Source organism: Fluviispira sanaruensis (genome assembly GCF_004295685.1).
Classification (GTDB): domain Bacteria; phylum Bdellovibrionota_B; class Oligoflexia; order Silvanigrellales; family Silvanigrellaceae; genus Silvanigrella; species Silvanigrella sanaruensis.
On the sequence record NZ_AP019368.1, the window covers coordinates 2,486,239 to 2,501,243 of the forward strand.

Below are 15,005 nucleotides of genomic sequence, written 5' to 3' on the forward strand. Positions count from 1 at the left end.
ATTCAATTCACTTAAGCAAGAGATTCATAATACTTTGCCAGTGAGTTTATGATCGTGAGTGACGTAGTTGATTTATACATCATGCCTATATCAGGTAAAGAAACAATTGGTATAGGTGAATGATTATTTTCTTGATTTTGCGCCCAGATAGATAGTTTTTTTTCAAAAATATCTCTTTTTATGAGAGATGCTAAGATCAGTTCCAACTCTTCTTTTGAATTTTCGTATTTAAAGCTTTCTTCCATTTTTATAAACCAATCTTCATTTTTAATATTTTCAATACCTTTAAAAAAATGTGGATTGATGGATTGATTTAAAAAAATTGCGTTTGGACTGCGATTCAATTGCTTCGTTATTTTTGGAATGGTTTCATAGCACTCTTCAATAGGCAATTCCTCTGGTAAGGTAACAACAATAACCCCTGTTTTTTGTGGATCAGCAATTAACTTAGCGACACGATCACATTCATTTGCTAATGGGCCCGTGATACCAAAGTTTGCAATTGCCGGAGCTATGCCAAATAAAGAAACAGCATGTCCTGTCGCAGGCGCATCGACGATCACTCGATCGTAGCTATAGCCTTTTTCACTTTGCGCCAATTCAACCAACCAAAATAAACGGCCTAAAAAAAACAGCTCCTGTACACCAGGCGCTGCATGTATTAATTTCTGCACATGTTTATTTTCAATGATAACAGAATAAAGAAGCTTCATTTTTAAATGATCAACAAAATATTCTTTTATGGCTTCAGCTGCTGAGTAATTCATGACTTTAAAGCCACTTGGCAATGCTGCTTCTTTGTGCGAACACTGAGGGGATGAATACAAAGGTGAAATAGAGTCTTTCAATGCCCATTGGACAACAAGAACAGACTCTCCTTTTCCTGCAAAATAAGTCGCAAGAGATGTCGCAACAGTTGTTCTGCCTACTCCGCCTTTACCCACAACAAATAAAAGCTTTTGAGATATTTGATTGGAGAGTTGCATTTTATGACTTTGGTGAGTCTTTGTGCTCAACGTCAACCACCTGAGCTAAATTTTGATTTTGCACAGGAGTAGTGGGTGCTTTTAATTGTTTATCTTCAGGTTGAGAGCCATTGCTTAAACCTTTTTTAAAGTTAGAAATTCCCTCGCCCAATGATTTACCGACGACAGCAAGTCGACTTCCACCAAAAAGCACAACAACAATTCCAAAAATAAGAGCTAATTCACCAAAGCTAAAGGAGTGCATAACCACCCTCCAAAAAAAGACTAAAAAGCGATCCATCCTAAGAAAAATGAGGCGCTTTCTTAAAAAAGAAAGAACCGTCGGACACAGTTAACCTTAGCATAAAGATATGTCAAATATCAATTCACTGGCATGGAAGCAGCATTCTTTGCTTCACTTGGCATAGCCAAGGCAATCGCTTCGGCAATGTCCATCACTTCAAGATTTTTTGTTTCTTCCAAGTTTTGAAAGGCACTCTTAAAGTTAATCATGCAAAATGAGCAGCCAGTGACCAACGTTTGCACACCCGTGGCTGCAACATGTTTCAATCGATTTTCAACTATTTTACCACCACCTTCACTTTCATACCACATATTTCCTCCACCCATTCCGCAACAGCTCGATGTCTCGCGACTCGACTCCATTTCAGAAAGGCGCAAACCAGCAACAGCTTCAAGAATTTGCCGAGGAGCATCGTATTCTCCATTGTGCCTGCCTAAAAAACACGGATCATGAAAGGTAACAGATTTGTTTACTTCTACAGGTAACTTTAATTTCTGCGACTTATACAATTCTGTCAATAATTGTGAATGATGATAAACTTCATATTTCCCACCATACTCTTGGTAATCATTTTTTAAAGTATTAAAACAATGTGGACAATGCGTGACTATTTTTTTGAATTTTAATTTATTCAATTGTTCAACATTGCTATTTGCGATTTCAGAAAATGAATATTCATCCCCTAAGCGTTTTACAGGTTCACCATTGCATTTTTCTGCTTTACCCATAACAGCATAATTAACACCGCAATATTTTAATATATTGACTACAGCGCGTGCGACTTTTTGATTTCCTAAATCATAGGAACCAGCACAACCGACATAGTAAAGATATTCGACTTCAGGTGAATCACCTGTAATAATAGGTAAATCTAAGCCTTCAGCCCACTTAAATCGATCAGCCTGCGGCAATCCCCAAGGATTGCTATACTGTTTTATATTTTCTATAGCTTTTCCGGCAGAGGTCGGCACTTCGCCTAAAGATAAAGTCTGATAACGTCTCAGTTGCATAATTGTGCGCAGTTGATCGATGCCCACTGGACACTCGTTGACACAGCCTCCACAGTTCGTACAAGACCAGATTTCGTTGTGTGTGATTGTGCCATTTTCAAATAAATAATATTTATCATCTTCTTCTTTTGCAAATAATGCTTCGACAGTCATACTATTTTTTAATTTTAAAATAACTTCCCTTGGATCGAGTGGTTTTCCAACTGCATTTGCAGGACAAATATCTGTACAGCGTCTGCACTCTGTACAGCTGTCAAAACTTAATAAATCTTTCCAAGTAAAATCTTTTATTTCACGTGCACCAAAATATTCTGCATCTGCATTTTCAAAATCCATTTTTGCTAACAAAACGGTTGGTGTTAAACGTTGTGTGTATAAATTTAAGGAAGCAGTGACAATATGCATAGCGCGAGTATATGGAATAAAAGCAACAAATGCCATGGTTGTGACCATATGAAAATACCAAATACTCGTATAAACTGCATTTGCATTGTCCGCAGACATTTCTTTAGGAAAAATAAAACTAATGGCATTACCTACAAATGCCCAATGCATATCCGGCGCATTTTCTTGAAACGCTAAACGAAAACCTTGTAACAAAAACCCTTGAATAACTAATAAAAATAAAAAAGAATAAAGTAAAGTATATCCAGCGCTATGTTTAAAGCCAAGATTTTTATCGCTTCTTCTAAATATTCCCATTAAAAGTCCAATAGCCAAACCAACACCAGCAACTTGACATGCAACTTTTATAAACGCATAAAACCAACCATAATACACATCAAGAATATGATAATCTTTTAATGCAACTATTGTTGTTGCAAATAATAAAGTTAAAAAACCGTAAAAAATAAGTCCGTGCATCCATGCAGCATAGACAGATTTGGGTTTTGGATCTCTTTGTCTTCTCGCACGAAGAACTTTTGCTTGAGCGATAACATTTCGAAATAATAAAAGGAAACGGTCTAATGGACGATCGAATGCAACCTCAGCTTTGCCCATGCGCCAAAGCTTTATGTGTTTCCAAACTCCAAAAACAAAAATTACCATAGCTAATAAAAGCCAAAAATATGTAGTTAAATGGAGTATTTCGTTTAATCCGCCAGAAGGCGACCAATAAATCTGTCGTGTGAGTTGTTGAGCATCCATGCAAAAAAACCTTATATAAACAGGGAAAAACAATTCCAATATGAATTATTTATATTCTACATGCGCAGCAATGTAAACATTCTCAATTTTTATTTTGAGTTAGATTGTTTTTATTGGCCTCGCATTAAATGCTTTTGTACGTATTTCGTTACACCTGTTTTTAGACTTCTAAACTCATGCTGAATACCTAAAGAGCGCAAAGTAGAAAGTTCTGCACAAGTGTAATTCTGGTACTGTCTTACGATATTATCAGGCATAGGAATATATTCAATGGATTCTGGAAGCGAAAGCGCTGAAAAAACTTCCCGTGCAAGATTGTTCCAACTTTCAGCAATTCCTCGCCCGATATTTAAAAATAATCCATCGTCGGCAATTATATGTGAAGATTTATTTTCTTTTCTTTCCATACAAATACGAATAAGTTCCATAGTGATATCAGTTATATCATCGATATAAACAAAATCTCTAAGCTGTTCTCCATGTGCATAATCTACAGAATTGCTTTCAAATAATTTTATTTTTCCTGTTCTCACCGCTTGATTATAGCCATGAAAAACCATGCTTGCTTGCCCCGCTTTGTGCGATTCAAATTGACCAAACACATTAAAGTAACGAAGCCCAAACCATGTTTGTGGAGTCGTTTTTTGTTTTAATGCCCATAGGTCAAAATCAAGTTTAGATTTACCATATAAATTTAAAGAAACATATTTTTCACAATCTTCCTTTTTGTCGGAAAAACCATATCTCCCATCTCCATAAGTTGCAGCACTCGATGCATAAATAAATGGAATGTCATTTTTTGCACAATACTCCCACAACAATTGAGAATAACCTAAGTTTAGTTTTTGAAATATCTCTGGATTTGTTTCTGTAGTAGAAGAACAAGCACCATTGTGAATAACCATATCGGGTTTGCGATCCAGTTTATTTAAATGAGCAATAAGGTTTTCATAATCAACATAGTGATAGCGTACGGACCCTAAAAACCGACTTGCATTGATCCTATTCATAGAATTCGACATATCGGTTGCGATAACAGAACAGCCTTTTTCTTGCACTTTATTTTCAAAATCTGAAAAGCGAACAGATTGCTCTTTGGCAAAGCCAAGTTCCTCAGGAGCTGCCGTCAGCAATCTTTCCACTACATTTGTTCCAATAAATCCATTTGCGCCCGTAACAACAAAAAGTGGCATATTTACTCCAATAAGGGTAAAGAGAATTGGCAATTGAGCATAATATATGCCCATTGAAAAAGCAGTCAAGCTTTTCCCTTTGAAGAGGGGTCTAGCATAAATAGGATGCTTTTAGAAAATAAATTTCCTAATGAAAAAAAGTTGAAACTAAAAAGAAGAGGAATTTTTATATGAAAGTTGCAGTGATTGGTGCAGGATTAGCAGGGAGCGAGTGCGCTTGGGTGCTGGCAGAGAAGTACGGAATTCAAGTCACTTTATTTGAAATGAAAGCAAAAAAAACAACTCCTGCACAAATATCTCCACATTTATTTGCAGAACTTGTCTGCTCAAATAGTTTAAAATCAAAAAGCCGCTTAAACCCTGCGGGAACCCTAAAGAGCGAAATTGAGCAATTGGGAAGCATAGTTATCCCTTCAGCAAAATACGCTGAGGTGCCTGCAGGCGAAACACTTGCTGTTGATAGAGAACTTTTTTCTCAGACAATTACTGATAAACTCAAGCAACATAAGAATCTCAAAATTGTTGATTGCATAATTGAAAGAGCAAGTGATGTTTTCAAACACACTGATTTTGCTGCTGTTGTGATAGCAACTGGACCTTTGACTGACGATAGCTTAGCAAATGATCTGAGAAACATGACAGGTACAGAGGAACTCTATTTTTACGATGCAATTGCACCTATCCTAGACGGTGATACCATTGATAACTCCATCGCCTTTCTGGCAAATAGACAGACACGCACCCATGCCTTTGAAAAGAAACAAGCGCAGGAAAAAGCACTTACGGATGGTCTGCCTCCAATAGCAGATGAGGAAGAAGAAGGACATTATTTAAATATTCCTTTAAACAAAGAAGAATATTATTCTTTTGTAGAAAAAGTCTGTGCTGGCGCAAAGGTTCCACACAAAGAGTTTGAAGAGCCAAAGTATTTTAACGGCTGCCAGCCTATTGAAGTTCTTGCAGAAAGAGGGCCTCGTACACTTGCCTTTGGCCCCATGAAACCTCGCGGATTAGACGATCCACGCACAGGCCGCATGCCCTATGCTGTGGTGCAATTGCGCAAAGAAAAAATGGGTGACTCCGCATGGAATATGGTTGGTTTTCAAACACGCTTGACCTGGGGAGCGCAAAAAGAAATTCTAAGAACATTACCAGGTCTTGCAAACGTTGAATTTTTCCGCATGGGCAGCATGCACCGCAATACTTATTTGGTTTCGCCAAATATTTTAAATGAAGATTTTACTTTAAAAGCAGATAAGCGGTTCTATTTAGCCGGACAAATAATGGGAGTAGAGGGTTATTTAGAAAGTTCAGCGATGGGTGTTTACATTGCGCATGTGATTGGGCAAAAATTAAAAAACAATCGTAGACTTTCATGTCCGCCTGCAAATACTTCACTTGGCTGTCTCGCACGTTATTGCATTTATGGTGAAACAAAAAGATTTTCGCCAATGAATATTCACTGGGGATTGTATAATGATTTAAGCAAAGAAGACATAAATAAATATTCAACAAATCCAGAAAATATTTTAAAACTAAAGAAACTGGATAAGTCTGTAAAAAGAGAATTAATGGCTTGCCGTTCAGAAGATCTTTTTAGCGCCTGGCTTAAAGAAACAGAATTAAACTGCCTTTCATAACTCGTTTAAAGTATATCACAAATAACATATTTCTTTTAAAGAAAAACAAAATAACTTTCAAAAAAAATATGAAAGTTATTTCTTATTTATGAGAAAACTTTTTAGGAAATAATTTATTTAAAATCATTGCCCCAATAAGAATTCCTACCATTAATGACAAAAATATATTTTCAGGGATATGTTTATCGATTGTCAAATACATAAAGCCTAAGTTTAGATCCTTTAATTTAAGCAGGACATTTATACCGGCAATACCGACCAAAACAAATGCTGTTTTTTCGAGGATTGGAAATTTATCGATGAGTTTAATAAAGAATTGAGCGGCAATACGCATCATCAAAATACCGAGCACAGCACCCGTGATTAAGACCCATTTAACATCAGAAATAGCTAATGCAACAGCAATTGAGTCGATCGAAAACATCAAATCCATAAGTTCAACTTGAATAATTGTCATAACGAAAACGCGTGAAGTAGTTTTGACTGCAGTTTTATTTATTTCGCTTAAATCAGTCTCATGGATTTCCACACCTTTTTTATGAAAAAAGAGTTCATTTACAGCTAAATAAACAAGATAAATACCTGCAATAGCTTTTACCCATTCATATTGCATGAGCCAAACACCAATAAAAATAATTCCCACTCGCATTATGTAGGCACCCCAAAGTCCCCAAATAAGTGCTTTTTTTTGTAAATTGACATCTTTAAGTTTTTTCTTGACGAGAGCTGCAAGTGCGAGCGCGTTGTCAAAACTTAAAAGTCCCTCTAATATTACAAGGTTAATAATGATTACAACTTGCGCCCAATTAAATTCAAACAAGGAAGCCTCCTCTTTCATAAAAAATATAGCACTTAAAACTCACACATTTAACGAAATAGCTCTGATAAAGCAAAGCTTGACCAAAAACCTTTGAAATGCGATTACTGTCACTCATTTCAACTGATCTGTAAAGGGAGGGCTGAAAGATGCTTGTTGATAATCAATATTCATCAGAGCTAGTTGCAATAAAAAACAAATTAAAAAAAGCCTTAATCGCATTCCAAGAAGGCCAACTTATTTTAGTGGGCGATGATGGTCTCCGTGAAAATGAAGCTGATCTCGTCTTTCACGCCAAGGGTGCCACTCCCCAAAATGTTAACTTTGCAATAAAATATGCACGTGGTTTGCTCTGCGTTTCTTTAGGACATGAATTGGCTGACAATTTAGGTTTTAGCACATCACCCAAACTTCCTGGTGGAGTTTCACATACGAATTTCACAGTTTCAGTTGATGCCAAAGAGGGAGTTACAAATGGAATCTCCGCTAAAGACAGAGCACATACCATTTCGCTAATGGCAAATATAAATAGTAAAATGTCTGACTTTATATCACCTGGTCATGTCTTTCCCGTGAGAGCAATGACAGGCGGACTCTTAGCGCGGGCTGGACACACAGAAGCGTTGTACGAGCTTTGCCAGATGACAAAGTTACCCTACGCAGCCGCTATGTGTGAGGTGCTTGGTGACGATGGAGATGCTATCGATCCACATACACTTGCGCACAAAGAAAATCGGAAATGTGTTTTTCACAATCTTCCCTTTATTTCAACTGTAGATATTCTCTGGAATAAAATTTTATTATGCGAGAACAATGAAAGCAAATTCTTAAAAAGCGAACAGTTTGATTGCAAAGAAAAGAGTTTAAAACCGATTTCTGTTTTTATTTTACAAGCAGGTCTTGAAGAAAACATCACACTTCCGACGATGTTAAGTATATATAAAAAAGAATTATCTTTCGATAACATTAGATTATCTATTACAAACTCTGTTTATACTTGGGACAATGGAATTTCAAGAGAGTCTTGTTCTGCAGAAATTTCTCTCTTTTCTCATGAAAATTGTTTAGAAATAGTTCCTCAATCTATAAAAGATTTTTGTGATATGAGCGGTAAAGAAGGACTGAAAAAAACTAAAAGCTCGGTTCGTCGCGCTGTGAGTTTATTGAGATCTATTCAGTTTATAAATAAAGATTTCAACCTAAATGATTCACATGAAAATAAATTAAGCAAATTAAAATTTATTGTGCCAGAAGATTTTATGTTCATAAATGCTATTATTTCCATACAAAACTCTTAAAAAGTGCAATTAATTTATTGATTTTATACCTTGCCAAATTAATGGATACCATAATTTCTCGTTATCGATTGGTGTTTTCTTTGGCAATAAAGGGTTTTTTAAGAAAATGAGCTTTCTACTGTTCAAGTTTGCTATTTGCAAATATTGCGCGTTATATTTATTAAACATATTTTCAAATGAGCCATCTTGCAAAATTTTCTCAAAACCATCTTTTAATCTTTGTTGTAGTTTTTTATTTTTTTTACTCACAAAAAAATAATAACCTGTGGGATATACGATAGCCCATTTTTTAATAACTGTTAACTCAAACTCTTTTGCATGACTCTCTGCAATAGGAAAAACTTCTAGAGCTCCTAAGGGAAATAGATCAAAGCGCCGTGATTTCAACATAGGAAAAAGCACTGGATAAGAAGTTGCCTTAATCACATTTATTTTATTCTTCAGAAGAATTTCTGTATCTGGCCAATCAAAAACCTGACCAATTGAAATTTTTTGTAGTTCTTTTGCAGTTTTAATATTTTCAAATTTTTCCTTATTTTCTGTTAATATCATTGGAATTCTGACCCCTAATAACCCTTTAAAAATACATATTCGAATGGGTTCTGCATCCTCCTCTCTCGATTTTGAAGTCATAGTTGCAATAACATCAATATTTTGGGAATTATTTTTTAATTCTAAAAAGGCTCTTGACTGTGAAGAAGTTTCTGCTTTTATAAGTTGAAAACTTCCATATTTATCCGTCGTTCTTTCTAATAAGAGAGTCAGCAATGCTAGTTCATAACTTAAACTTGAATCGTTTTGAGAAGCAGTTAATTTATGATGAATAACCATCTGTGCATATAAATAATTATTTGAAAAAAACATAAAAAATAGAACAGGTATAGTATATAATAATCTTAGAGACATAAAAAATCCTTATATTTAATTATTATTTTTTTTTCCAAATTGTATAGTAATATATAGTTTTGCGTGAGGAATATAATAAATCGGCTTGTTGATAATCACCAACTTTTTCCCACCCAACTGCATTTGCCTCTTGAGCGATCAGAGCTTTTATTATTTTTCCATTTCCCATTTCTTTAAATTGTGCTGAAAAAGATTCATAGGTATTTTTTAATCTATCTTTATTTGCTACGACAACATCCAAAGGCATTTGTCTCAGAACATTTTCAGGAATGCCTTCACAAAGCAACCATTTCCGCTCATTTGCTGCCAATGGGCAGAGCCACTCAGTGCCGTTGAGCATAACTCCTTTTTCTCTTGGTATAGATGTTAAGAAATTCCGAACCTCTTTATTTACCTTGTCTCTTTCAATAATACCTCTTATTGGATAGAGTAAACTTTTTCTCCACTCAGAAGTATTTAGAAAAAATAAAATCATAAAAAATGGAATAATTTTTTTATTGCTAAAAATAAAGTTTACGCTTTTATGCAATAAAATATTTTTAGTGTCAAATTCGTTACTTAAATAATAAATTCCAAGCACCGTTAAGATCCACCACTGAGTTCCCAGACTCGAAATATAATGCGTATTAGTGGAGATCATCATCCCACCACTTAATCCAGCTTGTATAAAATATGCGAGACAACCGAAAGAAACACAAATCGCAATAAGTCGATATTTTTTCGAAAAAACTGCTAGAAATGCAAATGGCCCACAATAGAAAAAGATTTTTAAGAAAGTTTTTACTTTATCTATTGTAAATAATTGAGAAATAACCAAGAGTGGATCTCGAAAAAAAGTTTGTAATATACCAATACCATCCCCTCCGACATTGGCAAATCTATCACCAAAACGAAATGCCTCTCCTGTGAGCCAAGGCCCAAAATAACGTTGAAATGAACCTATCAAAAGAAAACCTACAAAATATAAAACGACTGAGATTAAAATTCTTGGGATTGAGATTTTTTCTTTTAAAATGTAATAAATGAAATACACAGGCGCTATAGCAAAAAATATTTCGCTACACTGCACTAGAAATAATAATAAAATAAAAGAAATATATTTGCTCTTATCAGAAATAATGCAATAAAAAATCCAAGGTATAAAAAGTAAAGTACCAAAGACGGGTGGGTGAGCATCAAACATTATCGGGTTTACATTAATCCAGGAAAGAATAAATAAAATTGTCGTTAAGTAACGCAAAACAGGCAATCGAGAATTCAAGAATAAGAATGAAGATATTTTCCAGGCAGCTAACGATCCAAGAAGCAAAGCAATGGCTTGCCATAAAACAATCGAAACCGCTCCAGAAAATATATAGGTCAAAGGCACGGCTGTGAATAAAATGGGCTCCCAATGCGTAAGCAAGTAATGATAGCGAAGTTCTGAAGTCGTTCTTAATAATTCTCCAAATTTAACGGTAGATATCGCTTGCGCAAACCAAGAGAGATCGAATCCGGGCGAATGCGTTCTAGCATATGCATGTAAACATGCTGCTATGGTAACAAGAGATGCAAAACCGAAGAATGAAATTAAAAATCTTTTATCACCAATTTCAGAGAAGATATTCCTCTCTGAATTTCTAAAGAGCAACCACAACAAACTAAAGATTACTCCCACTAAAGATATAGCAAAAGAGTTTGGAACAATTGCGAAAATCACAAGAAGTGAAACAATGACGACTCCGATCAGAGAAAATTTTTCTTTATTCAAAAAAGCACGGAATTCAATATTCATTTAATCCTTCTATACTAATTTTTGTTAAACTTTATTCAGGATAGCTCTCTTAGTTTGTTTAAGATAATTAAATCTATAATAAGCAAAAAAAAAAATCAAATTTTGATTTTTTTCAATTTTTTTTAAAATATTTTATAAAAAATATTATTTAAAATTTTCGGGCAACTCAGGGATAATCACTCAGTGAATAAAGCACTGACAAATTCATGGGCTTCAAATATTTCGAGATCCTCAACAGACTCACCTACACCAACATAGCGAATAGGCAATCCCAATTCTGCCGCAATTGCTATGGCTATCCCACCTTTGGCAGTGCCGTCGAGTTTTGTCAGTACGAGACCCGTAATGTTAACGACATCACGGAAGACTTTGGCTTGTTGCAAAGCATTTTGTCCTGTCGTGGCATCGAGCACAAGAAGAACTTCATGGGGAGCATCGGGATTTTCTTTTGCAACCACTCGGCCTATTTTAGCAAGCTCTTGCATGAGATCCTGTCTATTTTGCAGCCTGCCTGCAGTGTCGATCAGGCACACATCGGCATTCGTTTCAGATGCCTTTTTAACCGTTTCAAATGCCACAGATGCGGGATCTGCTCCTTCTTTTAAGCGAATCATATGTGCTTTAGAACGATCCGCCCAAACAGAAAGCTGTTCAATAGCAGCTGCACGAAAAGTATCGGCTGCACCAATAACAACTTTTTGTCCTCTAAGATGTGCTTTATATGCAAGTTTCCCAGTTGTAGTCGTCTTACCAACCCCATTCACACCCACCATTAATACAATATGTGGAACTTTATTTTCCGAAAGGCTGAGCATAGGTTTTTCAATTTCACCTTTAGGATTAGCTTTCGTAGATGATAAAATATTAAAAATTTCTTCTTTTAAAATAGTTTTAAATTTATTTGGGTCAGAATAATCATCTTTTGTGAGTCTACTTTTAACTTTTTCAACCAAAAGATCGGATGTTTTTACTCCAATGTCAGCCTGTATGAGAATTTCAAAAAGATGCTCAAGAGTTTGATCGCGTGTTACTTTATCACTTTTCGTAGTAAAAAATTCATCCAATCCATTAATTATTTGTGAATGAGTTCTTCTTAAACCGCCCTTTAAACGATCAAACCATTTCTTTTCATCAACAATAACTTTTACTGGTTGCTCTGGTGCTACAACCTGAGTTTGCTCATGAGTTTTTTGGACTAAGGGAACTTCTTGCTTTTTTCGTTCCGTTAGCTCTATTAGACTTTCGCGAATAGATTCTTTCGGCAATGATTTTGGCGGCGATTTTTTGCGATTTAAAATTAAATTTGTAATAAATAAAATAGCAAGTATAGTGACAACTACACTTGCTGCAATCATAAACTGATCGCTTGTCATATTATTCATGATCTTTTTTCCTATTATACCAAAAATACTCTACAAGATTCCCAAAAGGATCTCGGAAATAAAATGCACGACCATCAGAACGATCGTGCGGTTCTCGAACTATTTCCAATTGAAAACTTTGCATTCGCTGACAAAAAGCATCGACTTGTGATGGAGATTCTGCTTGAAAACCGTAATGATCAAGAACTTGTTTTCCAAATTGCCCCACTTGTCTTGTTTTGTCTACAGCATCCTTTGAAAGTTTTGCAACGAAAACCGATGAACCCATTTCAACCATGATCTGTTCACCTTTGTACATGTAGAAACTCGACTGTAATACCTCACCGAAAAACCATTTGCCTTTTTCAAGATCATCAATAATGATTGCAAGATGACCAATCCCTTTTATCCACGGAGTATTAAATGACATAATTAAGACCATTTGTGAGTTTGAATAATAGAGTTAACCACTCCAATAAACCTAGAGTTTTCATCCGTAATTGCCTGATGAGATAAATTTAAAATTATTTCTTTTGCTTTTTCATTTTGTTTAGCTTGCTCTTCTAAACATTCAAGTGCCGCCATTTTTAAATTTTCATCCCGGCTATATAAGAATTCAGTTACTTTATTTACGATTAATTCTTCTTTGCCTTTTACTTCTTTCAGCGCAAGCATAATTTCTTCGTTTCGTTCAAGAACGGATTCATCGAAAACTGCAATATTTGCTTCCAAGTTCTTTATTAAAATATCTACATATTCATCATGTGAGAAAATTTTCTCGGCAATTTTAATCGGCCATGAGATCCGTCTTTGTGTTTCTATTGTTTTTTTAACGAATTCCTTCGCTTTATCAGCATGACTTACAATGATATTTAGACATTTTTCTTTTTCACGATTGTCTATAATGCCGGAATCTACAGAAAGCTCAAACCGCTTTAAGAGTTGCGGAACGGATTGCTCTGGCGCTATATTTTCGAGCGCTTCAATTGCCTCTAAGCGTTGCTCTTTTGTTGTCATTGCTTTTTTAAGGACATCACCATATTTGTCATATGATTTTGTTTGTGAAGAAAAAAACTTGTCAAAAATACCCACTTTAAACCTCTTAATTTATCTTCTTGGAGCTATAAATTATAAACACCAAACCTAAAATAGTAAAAAATAAACCCGCTATTATACCTCCATCAATATAAATGGAAGGAATTTGTGCGGCATTATGTATCTTGATCATTTGCTCTGTCATGGCTCTTTCCTTAGCACGCCAAAAAACGGCACAGTAATCTCTTTGTAATCGGGATCATTGGTTTTGACAACAAAAAATCCAGAAACATTGACCCCAGGAGACCCGTCTGATTCTTTAATTTCATCTCGCTTTTTTGGATAAAGAAGCTTAAATGATACTACAAAAGACGAGTGATTACTCCCATCATTAGCTGCATTTGTTGGTGAGAGTTTGTCTTTTTTTATTTCAAATAGCTCTGAATCTTTGAGACTTTTCAATTCTGGAAGTTTTTTTAACTCCACCTTAACACCTGTGACAGTAAAGTTTTTATCTAAAGATTTAAAGGTAATAACACGCTCTGAGGGCCTCAATTCATTAACAACTCCAAATTCAACATATTTTGCCGAAACTTGCACATGCCCGACAGATTCGCCAATGACAGGTATTTCATAATCTTTATAATAGAGAGAATTATTCCAAACTTTTATTTTTGCACTGATGGGGCCAATAGGAATAGATTTATCATCGATTTGCACAGATATTTGAGCACTGTGCGCCGATGTTTGAGACAGTAATTTAACTCTAATAAACGGCACACTGGATTCAACAGCAATGATTTTGAAAGGCTCATTGTCAGCTAAAATATTTTCTTTTATTTGACTCGAAAAAGATGTCGCTTCTACATCTGATTTTGCTGTGTCAATATAATTTATTTCTTCTTTTGCTGTATAAGGCTTACCACGTGAAATTAAATTCATATTTAATAAAAAAGATTTTGGAATATCACTTTGGATTTTTCCCACATATAAAAGAGTTGGAGCAGCAGTTAATTCCTGTAAAACAGTTGCAGTGACAGTTAAAGTAACAGTGGGGGAGGATGATCCCATATTTGTTTCTAAAGTAATCGGTTTCACTATGTTTCCAGAAAAATCTCTCGAGTTAAATTCAACATGAACGTAACCGCTCTCGCCAGATTTAAAAACATTTTTTATTGTGCTGCCATCTTTTGAATATATTTTAGTATTTATACAACCACATGCTGCATGGATACTACTAAAAACAAGGGTCCCATTTCCTGTGTTTTGAAAACGGTACATATGACTCACTTTTTGCCCTCGATAAATTTCACCAAAGTCAAAGCGTGTCGAGTCAAACTCAACGCGTGGAACCTGTCCTTGTAAGTTGAGATCGATCATGGGTTCTATTGCATTTGCAGAAAAAGAAACTTGATAAAAAATAAAGACACAAAAAATTCTTGTTAAGAAAAATCTGACTCTTTTAGAAAAACACATGTTGTGATCCCTATTTTCACATGTTATCTTGCCACCCGCTTTGGTATAATCTTTTTTACAGCTCAAGTCCAAACCCC

General features: G+C 35.2%; 13 protein-coding genes. 2 read left to right on the forward strand and 11 right to left on the reverse strand.

Annotated features, from left to right (window positions below; translation table 11 throughout):
* Nucleotides 1–11: 11 nt before the first annotated feature.
* The 4 genes from EZS29_RS10445 to EZS29_RS10460 all read right to left on the reverse strand — a co-directional run bounded on the left by EZS29_RS10445 (nt 12) and on the right by EZS29_RS10460 (nt 4,690).
* The gene (locus EZS29_RS10445; protein WP_130610054.1) at nt 12–1,016 is read right to left on the reverse strand and encodes an ArsA family ATPase; all 1,005 of its coding nucleotides are present in this window, start codon (nt 1,014–1,016) and stop codon (nt 12–14) included.
* Nucleotides 988–1,230, reverse strand: a complete 243-nt coding sequence (locus tag EZS29_RS10450; protein WP_130610057.1) for a Sec-independent protein translocase subunit TatA/TatB — start codon at nt 1,228–1,230, stop codon at nt 988–990. Before EZS29_RS10450 ends, EZS29_RS10445 begins: the two co-directional genes overlap by 29 nt.
* Nucleotides 1,231–1,346: 116 nt before the next feature.
* On the reverse strand, nt 1,347–3,428 hold the full coding sequence (locus EZS29_RS10455) for a heterodisulfide reductase-related iron-sulfur binding cluster (protein WP_130610060.1): 2,082 nt from the start codon (nt 3,426–3,428) through the stop codon (nt 1,347–1,349).
* 110 nt (nt 3,429–3,538) lie between these two features.
* Nucleotides 3,539–4,690 (reverse strand): NAD-dependent epimerase/dehydratase family protein, encoded by a 1,152-nt coding sequence (locus tag EZS29_RS10460; protein WP_130610063.1) that lies wholly within the window; start codon nt 4,688–4,690, stop codon nt 3,539–3,541.
* A gap of 101 nt (nt 4,691–4,791) precedes the next feature.
* Between EZS29_RS10460 and trmFO the strand changes: the two genes are divergently transcribed.
* Nucleotides 4,792–6,261, forward strand: coding sequence for a methylenetetrahydrofolate--tRNA-(uracil(54)-C(5))-methyltransferase (FADH(2)-oxidizing) TrmFO (gene trmFO, locus EZS29_RS10465; RefSeq protein ID WP_130610066.1), 1,470 nt, complete (start codon nt 4,792–4,794; stop codon nt 6,259–6,261).
* Between the two features lie 82 nt (nt 6,262–6,343).
* Here the strand turns inward: trmFO and EZS29_RS10470 are convergent, their stop codons facing one another.
* Nucleotides 6,344–7,081 (reverse strand): TerC family protein, encoded by a 738-nt coding sequence (locus tag EZS29_RS10470; protein WP_172603892.1) that lies wholly within the window; start codon nt 7,079–7,081, stop codon nt 6,344–6,346.
* 146 nt (nt 7,082–7,227) lie between these two features.
* Between EZS29_RS10470 and EZS29_RS10475 the strand changes: the two genes are divergently transcribed.
* The gene (locus EZS29_RS10475; protein ID WP_130610073.1) at nt 7,228–8,376 is read left to right on the forward strand and encodes a 3,4-dihydroxy-2-butanone-4-phosphate synthase; all 1,149 of its coding nucleotides are present in this window, start codon (nt 7,228–7,230) and stop codon (nt 8,374–8,376) included.
* Nucleotides 8,377–8,385: 9 nt separating this feature from the next.
* Here EZS29_RS10475 and EZS29_RS10480 read toward each other — a convergent pair whose 3' ends face one another.
* The 6 genes from EZS29_RS10480 to EZS29_RS10505 form a co-directional block, all read right to left on the reverse strand.
* Nucleotides 8,386–9,282, reverse strand: coding sequence for a type 2 periplasmic-binding domain-containing protein (locus EZS29_RS10480; RefSeq protein WP_130610076.1), 897 nt, complete (start codon nt 9,280–9,282; stop codon nt 8,386–8,388).
* A gap of 22 nt (nt 9,283–9,304) precedes the next feature.
* Complete coding sequence (locus EZS29_RS10485) at nt 9,305–11,056, reverse strand: DUF2079 domain-containing protein (protein WP_130610079.1); 1,752 nt, start codon at nt 11,054–11,056, stop codon at nt 9,305–9,307.
* Nucleotides 11,057–11,232: 176 nt separating this feature from the next.
* Nucleotides 11,233–12,438 (reverse strand): signal recognition particle-docking protein FtsY, encoded by a 1,206-nt coding sequence (gene ftsY, locus EZS29_RS10490; RefSeq protein WP_216678664.1) that lies wholly within the window; start codon nt 12,436–12,438, stop codon nt 11,233–11,235.
* Nucleotides 12,431–12,847 (reverse strand): VOC family protein, encoded by a 417-nt coding sequence (locus EZS29_RS10495; RefSeq protein ID WP_172603893.1) that lies wholly within the window; start codon nt 12,845–12,847, stop codon nt 12,431–12,433. The genes ftsY and EZS29_RS10495 overlap by 8 nt, the downstream gene beginning before the upstream one ends.
* Before the next feature lie 2 nt (nt 12,848–12,849).
* Nucleotides 12,850–13,509, reverse strand: coding sequence for a hypothetical protein (locus EZS29_RS10500; RefSeq protein ID WP_130610085.1), 660 nt, complete (start codon nt 13,507–13,509; stop codon nt 12,850–12,852).
* 144 nt (nt 13,510–13,653) lie between these two features.
* Entirely contained in the window at nt 13,654–14,994 is a 1,341-nt protein-coding gene (locus tag EZS29_RS10505; RefSeq protein WP_172603894.1) for a DUF1573 domain-containing protein, read from the reverse strand.
* Nucleotides 14,995–15,005 lie beyond the last annotated feature (11 nt).